19 protein-coding genes are annotated in these 17,451 nt (G+C 64.3%); 12 read left to right on the top strand and 7 right to left on the bottom strand.

Features of this window, described 5'->3' with window-relative positions; genetic code table 11:
- Positions 1-16 precede the first annotated feature (16 nt).
- Genes P0M04_RS11835 through P0M04_RS11825 form a run of 3 tightly spaced genes read right to left on the bottom strand, consistent with a single transcriptional unit; the run spans position 17 to position 2,343 of the window.
- Positions 17-1,222: a phosphoglycerate kinase gene (locus P0M04_RS11835; RefSeq protein WP_259450671.1), complete on the bottom strand. Its 1,206-nt coding sequence runs from the start codon at positions 1,220-1,222 to the stop codon at positions 17-19.
- A gap of 40 nt (positions 1,223-1,262) precedes the next feature.
- On the bottom strand, positions 1,263-1,607 hold the full coding sequence (locus P0M04_RS11830) for an AzlD domain-containing protein (protein ID WP_259450670.1): 345 nt from the start codon (positions 1,605-1,607) through the stop codon (positions 1,263-1,265).
- Positions 1,600-2,343: an AzlC family ABC transporter permease gene (locus P0M04_RS11825; RefSeq protein WP_259450669.1), complete on the bottom strand. Its 744-nt coding sequence runs from the start codon at positions 2,341-2,343 to the stop codon at positions 1,600-1,602. Before P0M04_RS11825 ends, P0M04_RS11830 begins: the two co-directional genes overlap by 8 nt.
- Positions 2,344-2,583: 240 nt before the next feature.
- On the opposite strand from P0M04_RS11825, the gene P0M04_RS11820 reads away from it, so the two are divergent.
- From P0M04_RS11820 to P0M04_RS11810, 3 genes are read left to right on the top strand one after another with little or no spacing between them, the layout of a single operon-like run.
- Positions 2,584-2,778, top strand: coding sequence for a zinc-finger domain-containing protein (locus P0M04_RS11820; RefSeq protein ID WP_036236204.1), 195 nt, complete (start codon positions 2,584-2,586; stop codon positions 2,776-2,778).
- 25 nt (positions 2,779-2,803) lie between these two features.
- The gene (locus P0M04_RS11815) at positions 2,804-3,805 is read left to right on the top strand and encodes a YheT family hydrolase (protein ID WP_259450668.1); all 1,002 of its coding nucleotides are present in this window, start codon (positions 2,804-2,806) and stop codon (positions 3,803-3,805) included.
- A 4-nt stretch (positions 3,806-3,809) separates the two neighbouring features.
- Entirely contained in the window at positions 3,810-4,397 is a 588-nt protein-coding gene (locus tag P0M04_RS11810; RefSeq protein WP_259450667.1) for a DUF2946 family protein, read from the top strand.
- Between the two features lies 1 nt (position 4,398).
- On the opposite strand, the gene P0M04_RS11805 is transcribed toward P0M04_RS11810, so the two are convergent.
- The gene (locus tag P0M04_RS11805; RefSeq protein ID WP_259450666.1) at positions 4,399-5,997 is read right to left on the bottom strand and encodes a M48 family metalloprotease; all 1,599 of its coding nucleotides are present in this window, start codon (positions 5,995-5,997) and stop codon (positions 4,399-4,401) included.
- A gap of 96 nt (positions 5,998-6,093) precedes the next feature.
- On the opposite strand from P0M04_RS11805, the gene moaC reads away from it, so the two are divergent.
- Positions 6,094-6,591: a cyclic pyranopterin monophosphate synthase MoaC gene (gene moaC / locus P0M04_RS11800; RefSeq protein WP_259450665.1), complete on the top strand. Its 498-nt coding sequence runs from the start codon at positions 6,094-6,096 to the stop codon at positions 6,589-6,591.
- Between the two features lie 2 nt (positions 6,592-6,593).
- On the opposite strand, the gene P0M04_RS11795 is transcribed toward moaC, so the two are convergent.
- Complete coding sequence (locus P0M04_RS11795) at positions 6,594-6,971, bottom strand: VOC family protein (RefSeq protein WP_259450664.1); 378 nt, start codon at positions 6,969-6,971, stop codon at positions 6,594-6,596.
- Between the two features lie 199 nt (positions 6,972-7,170).
- Between P0M04_RS11795 and pqqA the strand changes: the two genes are divergently transcribed.
- Genes pqqA through pqqE form a run of 5 tightly spaced genes read left to right on the top strand, consistent with a single transcriptional unit; the run spans position 7,171 to position 10,319 of the window.
- Positions 7,171-7,245 carry a pyrroloquinoline quinone precursor peptide PqqA gene (gene pqqA, locus P0M04_RS11790; RefSeq protein WP_081984033.1) on the top strand — a complete coding sequence of 25 codons (75 nt, stop codon included), beginning with the start codon at positions 7,171-7,173 and terminating at the stop codon, positions 7,243-7,245.
- Positions 7,246-7,291: 46 nt separating this feature from the next.
- Positions 7,292-8,200 carry a pyrroloquinoline quinone biosynthesis protein PqqB gene (gene pqqB / locus P0M04_RS11785; RefSeq protein WP_259450663.1) on the top strand — a complete coding sequence of 303 codons (909 nt, stop codon included), beginning with the start codon at positions 7,292-7,294 and terminating at the stop codon, positions 8,198-8,200.
- On the top strand, positions 8,197-8,886 hold the full coding sequence (pqqC, locus tag P0M04_RS11780) for a pyrroloquinoline-quinone synthase PqqC (protein ID WP_259450662.1): 690 nt from the start codon (positions 8,197-8,199) through the stop codon (positions 8,884-8,886). The genes pqqB and pqqC overlap by 4 nt, the downstream gene beginning before the upstream one ends.
- A gap of 10 nt (positions 8,887-8,896) precedes the next feature.
- Positions 8,897-9,160 (top strand): pyrroloquinoline quinone biosynthesis peptide chaperone PqqD, encoded by a 264-nt coding sequence (gene pqqD, locus P0M04_RS11775; RefSeq protein WP_259450661.1) that lies wholly within the window; start codon positions 8,897-8,899, stop codon positions 9,158-9,160.
- 7 nt (positions 9,161-9,167) lie between these two features.
- The gene (gene pqqE, locus P0M04_RS11770; protein WP_259450660.1) at positions 9,168-10,319 is read left to right on the top strand and encodes a pyrroloquinoline quinone biosynthesis protein PqqE; all 1,152 of its coding nucleotides are present in this window, start codon (positions 9,168-9,170) and stop codon (positions 10,317-10,319) included.
- Here pqqE and P0M04_RS11765 read toward each other — a convergent pair.
- Positions 10,304-11,773 carry a DUF4214 domain-containing protein gene (locus P0M04_RS11765; protein WP_259450659.1) on the bottom strand — a complete coding sequence of 490 codons (1,470 nt, stop codon included), beginning with the start codon at positions 11,771-11,773 and terminating at the stop codon, positions 10,304-10,306. The genes pqqE and P0M04_RS11765 overlap by 16 nt on opposite strands.
- A gap of 236 nt (positions 11,774-12,009) precedes the next feature.
- On the opposite strand from P0M04_RS11765, the gene P0M04_RS11760 reads away from it, so the two are divergent.
- The 3 genes from P0M04_RS11760 (at position 12,010) to P0M04_RS11750 (ending at position 16,724) form a co-directional block, all read left to right on the top strand.
- Positions 12,010-13,731 carry a methyl-accepting chemotaxis protein gene (locus tag P0M04_RS11760; protein ID WP_281042408.1) on the top strand — a complete coding sequence of 574 codons (1,722 nt, stop codon included), beginning with the start codon at positions 12,010-12,012 and terminating at the stop codon, positions 13,729-13,731.
- A gap of 103 nt (positions 13,732-13,834) precedes the next feature.
- Complete coding sequence (locus P0M04_RS11755; RefSeq protein ID WP_259450658.1) at positions 13,835-15,892, top strand: S9 family peptidase; 2,058 nt, start codon at positions 13,835-13,837, stop codon at positions 15,890-15,892.
- Positions 15,893-16,007: 115 nt separating this feature from the next.
- On the top strand, positions 16,008-16,724 hold the full coding sequence (locus P0M04_RS11750; protein WP_259450657.1) for a flagellar brake protein: 717 nt from the start codon (positions 16,008-16,010) through the stop codon (positions 16,722-16,724).
- A gap of 94 nt (positions 16,725-16,818) precedes the next feature.
- On the opposite strand, the gene P0M04_RS11745 is transcribed toward P0M04_RS11750, so the two are convergent.
- The gene (locus P0M04_RS11745; RefSeq protein ID WP_281042407.1) at positions 16,819-17,283 is read right to left on the bottom strand and encodes a pilin; all 465 of its coding nucleotides are present in this window, start codon (positions 17,281-17,283) and stop codon (positions 16,819-16,821) included.
- Positions 17,284-17,451 lie beyond the last annotated feature (168 nt).

Raw genomic sequence — 17,451 nt, 5'->3', positions numbered from 1 at the left:
CGGTGACCGTGAGGTGTTATTTCGCAGCGCTACGCTGCAGCAGGATCTCCACTGCCGGAAGCGTCTTACCTTCGAGGAACTCGAGGAAGGCGCCGCCGCCGGTCGAGATATAGCCGACTTGGTCGGCAATATTGTATTTTGCGATGGCAGCCAGGGTGTCGCCGCCGCCCGCGATCGAGAAGCCTTTCGATGCGGCGATGGCCTGGGCCAGGGTCTTGGTGCCTTCGGCGAACTGGTCGAACTCGAACACGCCGACCGGGCCGTTCCACACGATGGTGCCGGCGGTGCCGATCTGTTCGGCGAGCTGGGCCGCGGTCTTCGGACCGATGTCCAGGATCATGTCGTCGTCGGCCACGTCCTTGACGTCCTTGATGGTCGCGGCGGCCGTCGGCGCGAATTCCTTCGCGCACACGACGTCGACCGGGATCGGCACTTGCGCGCCACGGGCGGCCATCTTCTCGATGATCGTCTTGGCTTCACCGACCAGATCCAGTTCCACGAGCGACTTGCCGATGTTCAGGCCCACGGCCTTCATGAACGTGTTGGCGATGCCGCCGCCGACGATCAGGTTGTCGACCTTGTCGGCCAGGCTCTGCAGGATCGACAGCTTGCTCGACACCTTGGAGCCGGCAACGATCGCGAGCAGCGGACGCTGCGGCGCGCCCAAGGCCTTGCCCAGCGCATCCAGCTCGGCCGCCAGCAGCGGACCGGCGGCGACCACGGGCGCGAACTTCGCGATGCCGTGCGTGGTCGCTTCGGCGCGGTGCGCGGTGCCGAAGGCGTCATTCACATAGATGTCGCACAGCTTGGCCATCTTCTGGGCCAGCTCGTCCGAATTCTTCTTCTCACCTTTGTTGACGCGGCAGTTTTCCAGCAGCACGACCTGGCCCGGCGCGACGTCGACGCCGTCGACCCAGTTCTGTTTCAGTTCGACCGGCTGGCCCAGCAGCTCGGACAGGCGCATGGCGACCGGCGCCAGGCTGTCTTCCGGCTTGAACTCGCCTTCGGTCGGACGGCCCAGGTGCGACGTGACCATCACGGCCGCACCTGCATCAAGCGCAGCGCGGATCGCGGGAACCGAAGCACGCACGCGCGTGTCTTCCGTAATGTTGCCGGCGTCGTCCTGCGGGACATTCAGGTCGGCGCGGATGAAGACGCGCTTGCCTTTCAGCGCGTCTTGGTCGATCAGGTCTTGCAAGCGGGTGAAATTGAGAACGGCCATTGTCAACAATCTTGGAATGTTTAAAAAACGCTATTTTACCTTAGCCGACCCCATGGAAAACATCGAAAACACGCAGGGCAGTAAATACCAGCATGCCGATAACGATGGTCTGCAACATGTTCCGTCGCCACAGGTAGTACGCAAGCGCGAGGATACCGGCCAGCAGTTTCGGGTTCGTGACAGCCAGTTCGATCTCGCCCTGCGGCCCCAGCAGGAAATCGGGCGCGACGATCGCGGCCAGCGCGCAGGCGGGCGCATAGCGCAGCATTTCCTGCACGCGCCGGGGGATCGTCACGCGGTGGCCCACCATCCACAAGGCACTGCGGCAGCACGCGGTGGCGACGCCCAGCACGACGATGACGGTCCAGATTTCCCAGTCAGCCATGGCGGACCTTGCGGCGATCCTGCGTTTCCTCGATGGCGATGGCGGTGACCATGCCGACGAGAACCGCGACCAGCAGCCCCAGCTTGTACGGCAGGCCATGCGCCAGCACGGACACGGCGGCTGCCACCAGCACGCCGCACAGGGCCGCGCTGTTCATGACGAGGGGAACGAGGATGCACAGGATGGCGAGCATGCCGGCAAAGCCCAGTTGCCATTCCGTCGGCACGGCGCTGCCCAGGAAGATACCGATGAAGGTGCCGACCTGCCACGCGACCCAGCTCGGATACAGCAAGCCCTTCAGGAACGACAGCTTGCCCCGTTCGGGCGCCGTGCGGGGATAGCGTTGCAGGAAGAGCGCCGTGGTCAGGTCACCGGAGATATGGCCGAGATAAAAACGCTGCAGCAGGGGCAGCTGCGAGAAATGGGGAGCGAGCAGTGCGGAAAAGATGACGAAACGCAGGTTGACGACGAAGGCGGTGGCGAAGATGACGCCGATGGGTGCGCCGGTGGCGATCAACGGCAACGACGCAAGTTGCGCCGAGCCGGAATACACGATCAGCGTCATGGCGCTGGCCTGCAGCACGGTGAGGCCGCTCTTGACCATCGCGACCCCGACCACGATGCCCCATGCGCCGAGGCCGAACAGCGTGGGCAGGCCAACCTGGAAACCTTCGCGCCAGGCGGCGGGATCGTGGCCGTCGACGTCGCTGCCCCTCTCCATGCGAGCCCTGCTCATGTCGCGTTCCTGCAACAAAAGCGGTCGACAAGCATGGCGGACAGGCAGCGTTCGAACATGAAACGGTGTTGTGAAAATGCGCGTAGATTTCTCTACAGGAAATTCTACTCGACAGTATTAAGATTGCTATTCTACCGGACCATTCCGGCAATCAGGTCGAATCCGTTAGAATCGTGGTTTTGGGAATGCTGTGTTTTCAATGTGACGGCTTCCCTTGCCTATTAGCTGACGGAGAAATGAATGAACGACAAGACCATCCCGGTCGTGGAACTGGAAGCCAAGGACCTGCCGGCCTATTGCCCGAACCCTGCCATGCCGCTGTGGTCGTCCCACCCGCGCGTCTTCCTGGACTTCGATCATGACGGCAACGCCAAGTGCCCGTACTGCGGCACCCAGTACCGCCTGAAGCCGGGCACCGTGCTGGCGCATCACTGATTTCTTTCCTTTCCGGGAGCTTGCCGTGAACCAAGCGGGCGCAGCAGGCTACCGGGCTCCGTGGTGGCTGCCGGGCGGTGATCTGCAGACGATTTATCCCGCCGTCTGCATTCGCAAGCCGGCCGTCGCCTACCGGCGCGAGCGCTGGGACACACCCTGCGGCCAGGATTTCATCGACGTCGACCTCGTCGACGGCACTTCTCCTGCTTCTCCCTGCGTACTGCTGTTCCACGGCCTGGAAGGTTCGTCGGACAGCCATTACGCGCGGTCGCTGATGGCGCTTGTTGCGGCGCGCGGCTGGCATGGCGCGATCCCGCATTTCCGCGGCTGCTCGGGCGAGCCGAACCTCGCGCCCCGCTTCTACCACTCCGGCGACGCCGAAGAACTCGACTGGATCATCCGCCGCCTGCGATCCCGCTATCCCGGCCCGTTCTACGTGGCCGGCGTCTCGCTGGGCGGCAATGCGCTGCTGCGCTGGCTCGGCGAACAGCGCCATGGCGCGGGCATCGTCGACGCCGCCGTGGCCGTCTCCGCCCCGCTCGACCTGGCGGCCGGCGGCGCCGCGCTGTCGGCCGGCTTCAACCGGCTGTACACGCGCATGTTCCTGCAGACCCTGAAACCCAAGGCACTGGCCAAGCTGGAACGCTTCCCTGGCCTGTTCGACCGCGACCGGCTGCTCGCCGCACACGATTTATACAGTTTCGACAACGTCGTCACCGCCCCGCTGCACGGCTACCGCGACACGGACGATTACTGGCACCGCGCCAGCGCCCGCCACGTCCTGCACGACATCGTCGTACCGACGCTCGTGCTGAACGCGCAGAACGACCCGTTCCTGCCCGGCCGCCACCTGCCGCGAACGGCCGCGCCCGCGGTGACGCTGGAATATCCGGCAACAGGCGGTCACGTCGGATTTTCCGTCGGCCCCTTCCCAGGCCAGCTCGACTGGCTGCCGCAACGCATCCTGACATTTTTCGACGACACGGCCATGCGCGCGCCGACGCCCGCGCGGCTGTGCGAAGCTTGACTCCATGGACGACATCGTAAAACAGGCAATGGCCAAGTGGCCGAACGTGCCGTACTGCTACGGCTGGCTGGCACTGGACGCGCGCGGCACCTGGCGCATGCGCGACGAAGCAGCCCAGCGCGCGGGCGCCCCCGGCGACAAGCTGACGAATGCCGCGCTGGTCGGCTTCATCGCCCGCAATTATTTATCGGATGAGCGTGGCTGCTGGTATTTCCAGAACGGTCCGCAGCGCGTGTACATCAACCTCGAGACGACGCCCTTCGTCGCGCGCACGGATCCGGCGCAGGGTCTCGTGCTGCACACGGGGCAGCCGCTGGGCGCGCCGGAGGAAGCGTTCATGACGGATGCCGGCGGCATCGTGCTGCGTGCCGGGCAGACGGTGGCGCAAGTGGACGACCGCGACGCGGCGCAATTGCTGCAGGCGTTCGAGCTGGATGGCCGTCCTGCCGCGGATGAGGACGTGATGGCGTGGCTGGAAGGCGGCGCGGGAGACCTGGCCCTGCGCTGGCAGGACAGGCGCATCGCCGTCGGACGGTTGACGGCGGACGAGGTGCCGGCGCGCTTCGGGTTCGTGCGGCAACCCACCCCATGAATCAGCGATCCTTGTCCTTCTTCTCTTTCTTCTCGTCCTTCTGGCGCTCGTTCAGTTCGCGTTCGCGCGCATCGATCACGGCCTGGTCGTAGAACGACACATCCTTCGCCTTGCGCGCGAGATTGAGCTGGTCGACAGCGGCCGGCAACGCACCCGTCAGCACATACGATTCGGCGAGCGCCATGTGCTGCAGCGCGATCCTGCCCTGGGCCGCATAGGCCTTGGCGAGCTGGTCGTAGAGCTTGGGCTCTTCGCGGTATTGCTGCACCTGGTCGCGCAGGAACTGGGCCGCCTTGTCCAGCTTGCCGTCCGCGATCAGCGCGTCGGCGTACTGGCGCGCCAGCATGCGCGACAGCGGGAATTTCTGGTACGCAGCTTCCGCGTCCTGCACGGCCTGGCGGACGACCTCGGGCGGCTGGCCCGGCGCCAGCTTGATCTCGGTGGCGAGGCCGGCGAACAGGGCGCTGCCGTCCGTGCCGCTGCGTTCGCTCGAAAACACGCCCGGGCGCGGTTTCGTCGATGCCTTCGCCTTGTCGAGCCAGCTCTGCGCCCCCTTCAGGTCGCCCTGCCTCAGCGCGAGGAACGACAGACCGTACATCGCGGCCGTCTGCTGCTGCGTGTTCGGCTGGGCCAACTGGCTGTCGAACGTGGATTTCGCTTCGTCGCGGCCCTTCTGGCTTTCGTCCTGCAGCACCCGCGCGCGGGCGCGGACGATGTGGAATTCGATGCTGTCCGGCCGGATGTGCATCAGCTTCGGATTGTCGCGGATGCGCGCCTGGATGTCGGCGATGCGCTCGCCCGTCAGCGGGTGGCTGCTGAGCCAGGCCGGCGCCTCGCCATAGACGCGCGTCGTGCTCTGCAGGCGCTTGAAGAACGCCACCATGCCCGACGTGTCGTAGCCGGCCGCGCGCATCGTCTGGAAACCGACGCGGTCGGCCTCGCGCTCGGCGTCGCGGCTGAAATTCAGCTGGCGCTGGATGGCGAGACCCTGTCCGCCCAGCATGACACCCATCGCAGCATCGGCCCCGCCGCCCGCCTTGCCGACGAGCGCCGCCAGCAGCAGCGCGGCCAGCGGCAGCAGCGCATCCTGTTTCTGCTGGCCGATCATGCGCGCGATGTGGCGCTGCTGCACGTGGCCGATCTCGTGCGACAGCACGGATGCCAGTTCCGATTCGTTCTGCGCCGAGATCAGCAACTGCGAGTGCACGCCGATGAAGCCGCCGGGCAGCGCGAACGCGTTGATCATCGGATCGCGCACAGCAAAGAAGAAGAAATCGGCGTTCGTCTCCCCGCGCGCGCCGGGCGCAAACGACACGAGGTTTTCGCCGAAGTTGTTCAGGAACTCGATGATCGCGTCGTCGTCCAGGTAATCGGGATCGCGCCGGATATCGTTCATGATTTCCTCGCCCAGCTTGCGCTCCAGGAAGGGCGACAAGTCGGCACGCGCGGTATCGCCGAGCGTCGGCAACCCGGTCGTATCGGCGCCGCCGCGCAGGACGGGAACAGTGGGGGCGGCAAGCGCGCCGGCGGTGGCCACGACCAGGCCGGCGGCGGCCGCCGCGACACGGCGCCACGGCCACCTTGGTGAAAGCTGCAACATCGCTGAAATCGGGTTAGGTTTCACGATGCTATGATAACCGCTTCCCGGCCGTTACTACTGCTGGGTCAAATTTTGTGACTTCGCTCCCTCGACAACATGACAACATCCCCCGCCGACAGCCCCCTAACCCACTTCGACGCCACCGGACAAGCCCACATGGTCGACGTGGGCGCCAAGGACGCAACCCACCGCATCGCCGTCGCCGCCGGCACCATCCGCATGCAGCCGGCCACCCTGGCACTGGTGACGTCAGGCTCGGCCAAGAAGGGCGACGTGCTGGGCGTGGCGCGCATCGCGGCCATCATGGCAGCCAAGCGGACGAGCGACCTCATCCCCCTGTGCCATCCGCTGGCCATCACGCGGGTCGCCGTCGATTTCGAGATCGACGAGGCGAACAACAGCGTGCATTGCCGGGCGCAGGTGGAGACCTACGGCAAGACCGGGGTCGAGATGGAGGCGCTCACTTCCGTGCAGGTCGGCCTGCTGACCATTTATGACATGTGCAAGGCGGCGGATCGGGGGATGGTCATGACCAATGTGCGCGTGCTGGAAAAGCACGGGGGCAAGAGCGGGGACTGGACGGCGCAGGTGTAAGCTCACAACCGCGTCCCGATCCACCAGTAATTCCCCTGCCCATCCTGCACCCCCGCCGTCCGGTCCCCATACGGCTGGTCGCGCGGCTCGGACAGGCTCGTCGCACCGTGGTCCAGCGCCCGCGCGTAGACCCTGTCGACATCCTCGACATACACGTGTACCGAGGCGATCAGGTCAGCGCCAGGCCGGCATCCCATCATCACCACCGAATCGCCGATGCGCACTTCCGCATGCCGGATCCCGCCCTCGGCATCGGGCTGGCGCCGCAGTTCCGTCGCGCCGAACGCGTGCACGAGGAAATCGAGCATGACGCGCACATCTTTCACCAACAAGTACGGCGACACCGCGTTATAGCCATCCGGCTTGTACCCATCGTCCATATCGTCTCCTTGAGATGAAGGTGATCATCGAAACTGGACAATTCTGTCACAGATGTATCGTCGTGCAATACAACTGTTCATCTTTGACACAGCCCCGCCCCTGAGATACCGCGCCACACCATGTGGCATGGATATTGCGAATTCCTCCTTGACTGCGCGTCGCGCATTCATAACCCATCCAACGATCAAGGAGACAACCATGGCCTGGACCAAACCTGAATTCATCGACTGGCGTTTCGGTTTCGAAATCACGATGTACATCGCGAATCGCTGACACAGCACCCGCCCGCGGCGCTGCCGCGGGCTTACCGGATCCCGTCATGAACATCGTCGTATTAGGCTCCGCGGCCGGAGGCGGTTTCCCGCAGTGGAACTGCAATTGCCGCAATTGCGCCGGACTGCGCAACGGCACCATCCGCGCAACGGCGCGCACGCAATCGTCGATCGCCGTGTCCGGCAACGGGACCGACTGGGTCCTGATCAACGCGTCGCCGGACATCCTCGCGCAGATCCGCGCGACACCGGCCCTGCAGCCGGCGCGCGCCCGGCGCGATTCCGGTATCGCCGCCGTCATGCTGATGGATGCGCAGATCGACCATGTCACAGGCCTCCTGATGCTGCGCGAGGGGAAAGAGCTACCTCTCTATTGCACCGCACAGGTCTGGCGCGAACTCAACCAGGGTCTGCCGCTCGTGCCCGTGCTGTCGCACTATTGCGGCGTGCGCTGGCATGAGCTGCCGATCGAAGGCGGCATGCACGTGCCCGGCATCGACGGCATCCGCTTCACGCCGCTGGCGCTGAACAGCAAGGCACCGCCGTATTCCGACCACCGCAACGATCCGCACCCGGGCGACAACATCGGCCTGCTGATCGAGGATACGCAAACGGGAAAAACCGTGTTCTACGCGCCCGGACTCGGCGCGATCGATCCGCACGTGGACGCCGCGCTGCAGAAAGCGGATTGCGTGCTCGTCGACGGCACGTTCTGGCGTGCGGACGAAATGATCGCGCTGGGGTTTTCCAAAAAAACGGCGGCCGACATGGGCCACCTGCCGCAATCGGGCGACGACGGCATGATCGCCGTGCTCGACGGCGTCAAGGCGCGGCGCAAGGTGCTCATCCACATCAACAACACGAATCCGATCCTGGACGAAGACTCGGACGAGCGCGCCCTGCTCGCACACCACGGCATCGAGGTCGCGTTCGACGGCATGGAGATCACGCTATGAGCATCGACGCATGGAGCCGCGACGAATTCGAGGCGCAACTGCGCGCACGAGGCGCCGGCTATCACATCTACCATCCGTTCAACGTCAAAATGAATGACGGCCTGCTGGGCCCGGACCAGATCCGCGGGTGGGTCGCCAACCGGTTCTATTACCAGGTCAATATCCCGCAAAAGGATGGCGCCATCATCGCCAATTGCCCGGACCGCGCCACGCGGCGCCGGTGGGTGCGGCGCATCCTCGACCATGACGGCTGGGGAGAGAACGAGGGCGGCATCGAGGCGTGGGTGCGGCTCGGCGAAGCCGTCGGGCTCACGCGCGAGGCGCTGTGGTCGCAGCGGCACGTCGTGCCGGGCGTGCGCTTCGCCGTCGATGCGTACGTCAATTTTGCGCGCCAGGCGCCGTGGCAGGAAGCCGTCTGCTCGTCGCTGACGGAGATGTTCGCGCCGAAGATCCACAAGGACCGGCTGGCCAACTGGCCGACGCATTACGCGTGGATCGATCCCGACGGCTTGCAATATTTCCGCAGCCGCATCTCGCTGGCGGAGCGCGACGTCGAACACGGGCTCGAAGTGACGCTCGGCCATTTCACCACCCGCGCCCAGCAGGAGCGCGCGCTCGAGATCCTGCAGTTCAAGCTCGACATCCTGTGGACCATGCTCGACGCGATCGAGAAGGCTTATCCCTGAGGAGGATTCCATGTACACCGTTCCCGACCAACCCGCCCTGTCGCGCCTGTTCCGCATGCAGTGGGAAGAGGCCCAAGGCAACTACGTGCTCCTGTATCCGGAAGGGATGGTGAAGTTGAGCCAGAGCGCGGCCGAGATCCTGAAACGCTGCGATGGCGCCCGTACCGTGCCGGCGATCGTCGGCGAACTCGAACAGGCGTTCAACTGCGGCGGCCTGCGTGACGACGTCGACGACTTCCTGCGCGTCGCCAGCGAACGCGGCTGGATCGTGTGAGCGCGCCATGAACGCCCCGACCTTCCGCGCGGCCATCGCGCCGCCGCTCTGGCTGCTGGCCGAGCTGACCTACCGCTGCCCGCTGCACTGCCCGTTCTGCTACAACCCGGTCGATTACGCCAACGACCGCACCGAACTGACGACCGAGCAATGGTTCGACGTGATGCGCCAGGCGCGCCAGCTCGGCGCCGCACAGCTCGGCTTCTCGGGCGGCGAGCCGCTGCTGCGGGACGATCTCGAAGAGCTGGTCGGCGAAGGCCGCCGGCTGGGGTTTTATACGAATTTGATCACGTCCGGCATTGGCCTGACCGAATCGCGTCTCGCGCGCATGAAGGAACTGGGCCTGGACCACATCCAGCTGTCGTTCCAGGATTCGACGCGCGAGCTGAACGATTTCCTGTCGAGCACGAAAACGTTCGACCTGAAGGCGCGTGTCGCCCGGCTCATCAAGCAGTACGACTATCCGATGGTGCTGAATGTCGTGCTGCACCGCTTCAATCTCGACCATGTGGAAAAGATCATAGCCATGGCCGTCGAGATGGGTGTCGAGTACCTGGAACTGGCCAACACGCAGTATTACGGCTGGGCGCTCGTCAACCGCGACCAGTTGATGCCGACGCGGGAGCAGGTCGAGCGTGCGGAAAGCGTCGTGAATGCGTGCCGCGCGCGGATCGGCAACCGGATGCGCATCCTGTTCGTCGTGCCCGACTATTTCGAGGCGCGCCCCAAGGCCTGCATGAACGGTTGGGGCGGCGTGTTCCTCGGCATCGCGCCGGACGGCACCGCCCTGCCCTGTCACGCGGCCCGCACGTTGCCGGGCATCGATTTCCCGAATGTCCGCACCACAAGCGTGAAGGACATCTGGTACGACAGCGACGCATTCAACCGCTACCGCGGTGATGCCTGGATGAAGGATCCGTGCCGCACGTGCGACGACAAAGGGAAGGACTTCGGCGGCTGCCGCTGCCAGGCCCATGCGCTGACGGGCGATGCCGCGAACGCGGACCCCGTATGCGCGAAGTCGGCACGGCATGGCGACGTGCAGACGATCGTGATGCATGCGCAGCGCGCACAGCAGGATGCCGTGTGGCGGCCCGCGCAACCGATCGTGTTCCGGTCCGACGTCAATTCGCGCAAGGTACCTCAGCCCTGCCCGTAAGGCGTGTACTCGAACCCGTTGCCGATCACGCCGATCAGGCCGGCCTTGTTCTCGGCACTGTCGCTGATGGAAGCCAGCACGTCCGCGGTACCGGCCGCCTTGCTGTCGAGTACACCGGCCCAGAAATCCAGGCCGCCCGCGTCCGGCGTGCGGTGCAGGATGTTCTCGTAGTATTTGGTGACCAGTGCGCGGTTCGACGCCACGCCGTCGTACGCCTTGTGGTATTCGTCCGAATCGAGGAAACCCTTGGCCACACTGGTAAAACTTGCGCCGCGGTCCATCGCGTTGATCCAGTAACCGAGGCCGGCCTTGTCGGGCGTGCGGTTGAACGCGGCCTGGTAGATGCGGTAAGCCTGGCCGGCGGTGCCGTCGATGTCCAGCGCGATGGTCGCGTCGCTGAAGGCGATGCGTTCGACGCCCGACAGCTGGTCGACCGTGCCCGCCTTGTCGGTCACGGTGTATGAGCTGCCCGACGTGCCGATCCGCTGGACGGTCGCATCGGCGCGCGCAACGGACAGCCGAACCGTGTCGATGCCGCCGCCGCCATCGACGGTATGCGCGCCGCCGAACAGCGTGACCTGGTCGTTGCCGTCGCCGGCCATCACGCCCAGTTGTCCGCCACCGCCGTTGAGGCTGACGCGGTCGTTGCCGGCGCCGGCCTGCAGCATGAAGGGCGCGTACACGTGCGCCGGCAGGTCCACGGAGAGGACGTCGTCACCGTTGAAATAACGGCCGTCGGACCACGCGTCATCCAGGTTCTGCTGCGCGTTCAACGTGGTCGAGAAACCGCTGATCTGCAGCACGCTGCCGTCCCGGTACAGCTCCTTGTAGCCGGTCATCACGCCGCCGACCGGGTCCGGACGGGAACTGTCGATATAAAAATTGCCATCTATCCTAGTCGAGTCCAGGAATTTTTCCGCGTACAGCGTCATGCTGCCGATGGAGCCGATCATGTCGCCTTGCGGCGTGAAGTTCAGGTTCCCCTTGAGTCCGACGCCGAAGTTGCCGAACACCGGGTCATAGCCGGAGCTGCCGGCCTTCAGGTCGGTGGCGACGCCCAGGGTGTCGAATACATCCCCTTGCGTCGACACCAGCAGCCAGGTGTTGGCGCCCTCGACCTTGTAGTCGAAATTGATCTTGCCCGTGCCGTACACCCCGGCAACGCCACTTTGAAGAAGTTCGTAATCGTTGGCACTGCCATGGCCGCTGGCGCCGCCAGGATTGTCGAGTACCACGTTCTTGTACGTCTCCGTGGCGCCGCTCGTATAGCGGACGGTCAGTGTGGAACCGCTCAGCGTCGAGCTGACGGGCTCCCCCAGGTTCAGCTCTTGTTCGTATTTTTCGATGTTGCCGAACAGGCCGGCGAAGGAGTTCGTGAACGCATGGTCCTGCAATTCCAGCGCGTGATCCTGATCGATCACGGCTTGCGAAAACTTCATGGTGATAGTGGTCATGCTGTACATCCTTTGTCAAAAGGCAATCCGACCATTGTAATGAGAGAAATAGACAGAAAAATCACTAAAAATATCGTCCTGCTAAACAATCCTTTATCGACCAAATATTGAACAAAACAGGCATCAAAGTAAGTGTTGGGAAAACGCGCCAGATCGTACGTACGCGTCCGAATTCTCACAAATTATTTCCAAACATCAATTAACATTTACCTGAACTCATCATCAGGAGACGTGCCATGTTCAAGCAGATGAAGGTCGCGACCCGGCTGACCCTTGGTTTTCTTGCCGTCGTCGTGCTCGGCGCCATCGTCGCCGGCATTGCGGTGTACAACATGACCCAGATGAACGAGCGGGCCAAGCGTATGTACCAAAAGGAATTGCTGGGCATTTCCTACGTCAAGGAAGCCGACCTGGACCAGGTTTCCCTCGGCCGTTCGCTGCGCGGCGCCATGCTGGCGTCGACCGACGAACAGCGCGCAAAGTTGCTGGCCGACGCCGACAAGTACAAGCAGCAGCTGAAGGAAAACCTCGACAAGGCGCGTCCACTGTTCCACTCGGACGAAGGCAGGCACATCTTTGCCGAAGCCGACGCCCAGCTGCGCGACTACGATGGCATCATCGCGGAGCTGGTCAAGCGCGTGAAGGCGGAGCCGCTCCAGCCCAAACGCGATTCCGTCGACTACCTGTTCGGCACGATGCTGCCCAAGTCGCAGGACCTCGACGCCAGATTGGCGGAGCTGGCCCACAACAAGGAACAGATGGCCCAGGAAACCAATCTGAGCAACAAGAACGCCTATGAAAACAGCCGCGCCACGCTGCTCGTGCTGGTCGCGCTCAGCGCCCTGGTCGGCACCGCCTTCGGCATCCTGATCACCCGGAGCCTGACGCGCCAGCTGGGCGGCGAACCCGCCTATGCCGCCGACATCGCAGCCCGCATCGCCGACGGCGACCTGGGCACCCACGTGCAGCTGCGCCCCGGTGACGAGACGAGCCTGCTGTTCGCGATGAAATCCATGCGCGATCGCCTGGCCAGCATCGTCAGCGAAGTGCGCCACGGCACGGATGCCATCAGTTCCGCCTCCGCCGAAATCGCGAGCGGCAACCTGGACCTGTCGTCGCGCACGGAACAACAGGCCAGCTCGCTCGAGGAAACGGCGTCGTCGATGGAAGAGCTGACGTCGACCGTGAAGCAGAACGCGGACAACGCACGCCAGGCCAATGTGCTGGCGCAGACGGCGTCGACCGTGGCCGGCCAGGGCGGCGACGTCGTGGCGCAGGTCGTGCAGACGATGGGCTCGATCAACGATTCGTCGAAGAAGATCGTGGACATCATCACCGTCATCGACGGCATCGCGTTCCAGACGAACATCCTGGCGCTGAACGCCGCGGTCGAGGCCGCGCGTGCCGGCGAGCAGGGTCGCGGCTTCGCGGTCGTCGCGGGCGAAGTGCGGACCCTGGCCCAGCGCTCGGCGGCCGCCGCCAAGGAAATCAAGGCCCTGATCGGCGACTCCGTCGACAAGGTCGAGACCGGCACCAGGCTCGTCGCCCAGGCCGGCAGCACGATGCACGAGGTCGTCGCGAGCATCCAGCGCGTGACCGACATCATGGCCGAGATCAGCGCCGCCAGCCAGGAACAGACCAGCGGCATCGAGCAAATCAACCAGGCGATCAGCCAGATGGACAACGTGACCCAGCAGAACGCGGGTCTCGTCGAGGAAGCCGCGGCCGCGTCGGAAGCGCTGCAGGGCCAGGCGGCCAAGCTGGCGGAACTGGTCAGCGTGTTCCGCCTCGACGACCGCGCAGCGGCGACTGCGCCGGCCGCACCCGTGGCGCCGATCCGTGCCGCGAAGGCCGCCAAGGTACTGGCGGCACCGAAGCCGGCGCCGAGCGTCAAGCCGGCCCCCGCGCGCGCGCCCGTGAAAACGGCGGCCACCGCGGACGAGTGGGAAGAGTTCTAACCTCCATTTCCCGCGTCATCTTGCACGTGGTAAATTGCTGGCTTTCCGCGGCCGCGCCTGACCGGCAGGCCGCGTATTCACAAGCCACAAGCGAGAGGACAGGATGAAATTACGTATGCTGGCGCTGGCCGCCGCCCTGACGGGCACGGCGTTCGGCGCGACGGCCGCACTGCGCGGATTCACGGTCGAAGACCTGGTGACGATGGAACGCGTCGGCAGCCCGGCGGTGTCGCCGGACGGCGGCCGCGTCGTGTACACGGTGCGCACGACCGACATGGGCAAGAACCGCGGCCATACCGACCTCTACCTGGTCGACCTGCGCGCCGCCAGTCCGGCCCCGCAACGCCTGACGTCGGACGCTGCCAGCAGCACGGATCCGGAATGGTCGCCGAACGGCGACGCGATCTATTTCCTGTCGTCACGTTCGGGCTCGGGCCAGGTGTGGCGCGTACCGGCGGCCGGCGGCGACGCGGTCCGCGTGACCGATCTGCCGCTCGACGTGGACGCCTTTCGCGTCGCGCCGACGGGCGACCGCATGCTGCTGAGCATGGCCGTGTTCCGCGACTGCGCCGACCTTGCCTGCACGAAGGCGCGCGTCGATGCGAAAGAGAAGGACAAGGCCAGCGGCAAAGTCTACGACCGCCTGTTCGTGCGCCACTGGGACACGTGGTCAGACGGCCGCAACAACGTGCTGTACGCGGCGCCGCTGGATGCGTCCGGCCGCGTGAACGGCACGCCGGTCAGCCTGTCGGGCGCCCTCGACGGCGACGTGCCATCGAAACCGTTCGGCGACCGCGAGGAATTCCGCTTCAGCCCGGACGGCAAGACCGTCGTGTTCTCGGCGCGCATCGCCGGCAAGACGGAGGCGTGGTCGACGAACTTCGACCTGTACACGGTCCCCGCCACGGGCGGCACGCCGCGCAACCTGACGGCCGACAATCACGCCTGGGACACGAAAGGCGTGTTCTCGCCGGACGGCCGCACCCTCGCCTACCTGGCCATGAGCCGCCCCGGCTTCGAGGCAGACCGCTACCACATCGTGCTGCTCGATCTCGCCACCGGCAAGAAGCGCAACGTGGCCGAAAGCTGGGACCGCTCGCCGGGCAGCATCCAGTGGACGGCCGACGGCAAGACGCTCATCGCGGATGCCGAGGACATCGGCCAGCACCGCCTGTTCGCCATCGACGTGGCCAGCGGTAAAGTCTCTCCGCTGACCGACAAGGGTTCCATCGGCGGCTTCGACGTGCGCGGCGATACCGTCGCGTTCACGCAAGCGAATCTGGCATCGGGCGCGCAATTGTTTGGCATGCAGTTGGGCACTAACCAACCCAAGCAATTGACCCACGTGAACGAGGAGAAGCTGGCCGACGTGCGTTGGGGCGACTATGAACAGTTCTCGTTCAAGGGCGCGAACGGCGACACCGTCTATGGCCATGTGATGAAGCCGTGGAACTATGAGCCGGGCAAAAAGTATCCGATCGCCTTCCTCGTGCACGGCGGCCCGCAGGGCAGCTTCGGCAACGGCTGGAGCTACCGCTGGAACCCGCAGGTGTACGCGGGTGCGGGCTATGCGACCGTGTTCATCGATTTCCATGGCTCGACCGGCTACGGCCAGAAGTTCACGGACGCCATCAGCGGCGACTGGGGCGGCAAGCCGCTCGAGGACCTGAAAAAAGGCCTGGCCGCGGCCACCGCGAAATATGCCTGGCTGGACCGCCCGCACGCGTGCGCGCTGGGCGCGTCGTATGGCGGCTACATGATGAACTGGATCGAGGGTAACTGGTCCGACGGTTTCAAGTGCATCGTCAACCACGACGGCGTGTTCGACACCCGCGGCATGGCCTATTCGACCGAGGAACAATGGTTCACCGATTGGGAAAACGGCGGTCCGTACTTCAGCGTGCCGGACAAGCATGAGCGCTTCAACCCGGTGTTGCACGTGAACAAGTGGAAGACGCCGATGCTCGTCGTGCAGGGCGACCTCGACTTCCGCATCCCCACGGCCCAGGGCCTGTCCACGTTCACGGCGCTGCAGCGGCGCGGCATCGACAGCAAGCTGCTGGTGTTCCCGGACGAGAACCACTGGGTGCTGAAGCCGGCCAATTCCGTGCTGTGGCATCACACCGTGATCGGCTGGCTGGACCAGCACCTGAAGCAGTAAATCCACGTGTAATTGTTGCCTGGATGACGAAAAACGCCTGTACGTACAGGCGTTTTTTTCGTTTCCAAAGAATTGCCTCGGTGCTACTATTGCCCGCTTCTGAGATGAAAACATCATGAACGACCCGCAAGCGGACCGCGAACTCAAACCCCAGGAATTCGAATTCGAGTCGATGAACCTGCAGGTGGGCGTACGCCTGCAATTCATCACGCACCGGCGCCTGAAACCCGTGCAGCACTTCTCCACGCTGATCGGCTGGTTGAAGGACGAATACCTGATCGTCAAGATCCCGATGGATAACGGCGCGCCGATCCCGCTGGTCGAGGGCGAGCGGGTGACGATGCGCGTGTTCTCGGGCATCCACGTGTGCTCGTTCGCGTGCACGGTCGAACGCGTGTTCGGGCGGCCGCTGCTGTACGCCCACATCTCGTTCCCGCGCACGATCCAGGGCACGAGCCTGCGCACGGCGATGCGGGTCAAGGTCGACATTCCCGCCAAGGTCATCCCGAAAAACGCCACCGTGCCGGGCGCCGATTGCCTGCTGACGAACCTGAGCGTGAACGGCGCCCGCATCGAATCGAAGAAGAGCCTGCCCCAGGACGAGGACGAAATCGACCTGGAATTCGCCCTGCTGGCGCCGCCCAATAACCAGGAAATCCGCGTCCGTACGCGCGCGGCCGTGCGCAACATCAGCGCCCTCTCGGGCGGGACGGAACAGGCCGAGGGGTTTGCGTACGGCGTGCAGTTCGTGGACCTCGATCCCGTGCACTACACGCTGCTGCAGAACCTGACGTACGAGGCGTTGCTGGCGGATCGGCAGAAGATCGTCTGATCGTCTGGATGGATGGCGATTGCGCGATCCGACGTACTGCGCGGTAAACGAAAAAAAACCCGGCCGCAGCCGGGTTTTTCATACTTCAGCCCGATTAGGTCGGGTCGGTGATCGTTGCAGCGCTGGTCGGGCAGGCGCCGGTCGGAATGACCTTGGCTGCGTCGTCAGCGGTCACGCTGGTGCTGCACGTCCAGGCGCCATCCGTGCCGCGCGTCAGCTTGATGTTTTTATCCTTGACGGTAGCCGGGCCGCCCTGGATTTTGCAAACGATGTTGTCGGAGCCGGCGCCGAACTTGCAGTTCGTCGTCGGGGCGGTGCTGGCGGGCAGGCCGATATCTGCCGGGGCGGCAATAGTTGCGCCATCGTTCAGCTTGACGTCGAAGGCAGTTTTACCAGCCGACACTTCAGCCAGCGCAGCCGTGAACTTCGACTTGGCGACGTAGTTCTGGTAAGCCGGGATGGCCACGGCGGCCAGGATACCGATAATCGCGACAACGATCATCAGTTCGATCAGGGTGAAGCCGGCTTGGGCTTTCTTGACGATTTTCGGTGCTTTCATGATGTCTCTCCAGGTGGGGGCACTGCAAAATTAAAGGGGTACTTCGTATCCGGTTACTGCTTGCTTCTGCCCTTTACACTATGCAATCGGCGTGCCAGGACATTTCCGTACGGAATCGTTAGCACGGTGCCATCGAATTGTGGGTTTTTGCGTGTTTTTTGCATTGCC

It is taken from the genome of Telluria mixta (genome assembly GCF_029223865.1).
GTDB lineage: Bacteria > Pseudomonadota > Gammaproteobacteria > Burkholderiales > Burkholderiaceae_D > Telluria > Telluria mixta.
The sequence above is the reverse complement of the archived record's forward strand: the minus strand, read 5'-3'. Positions and strand labels throughout refer to the sequence as shown.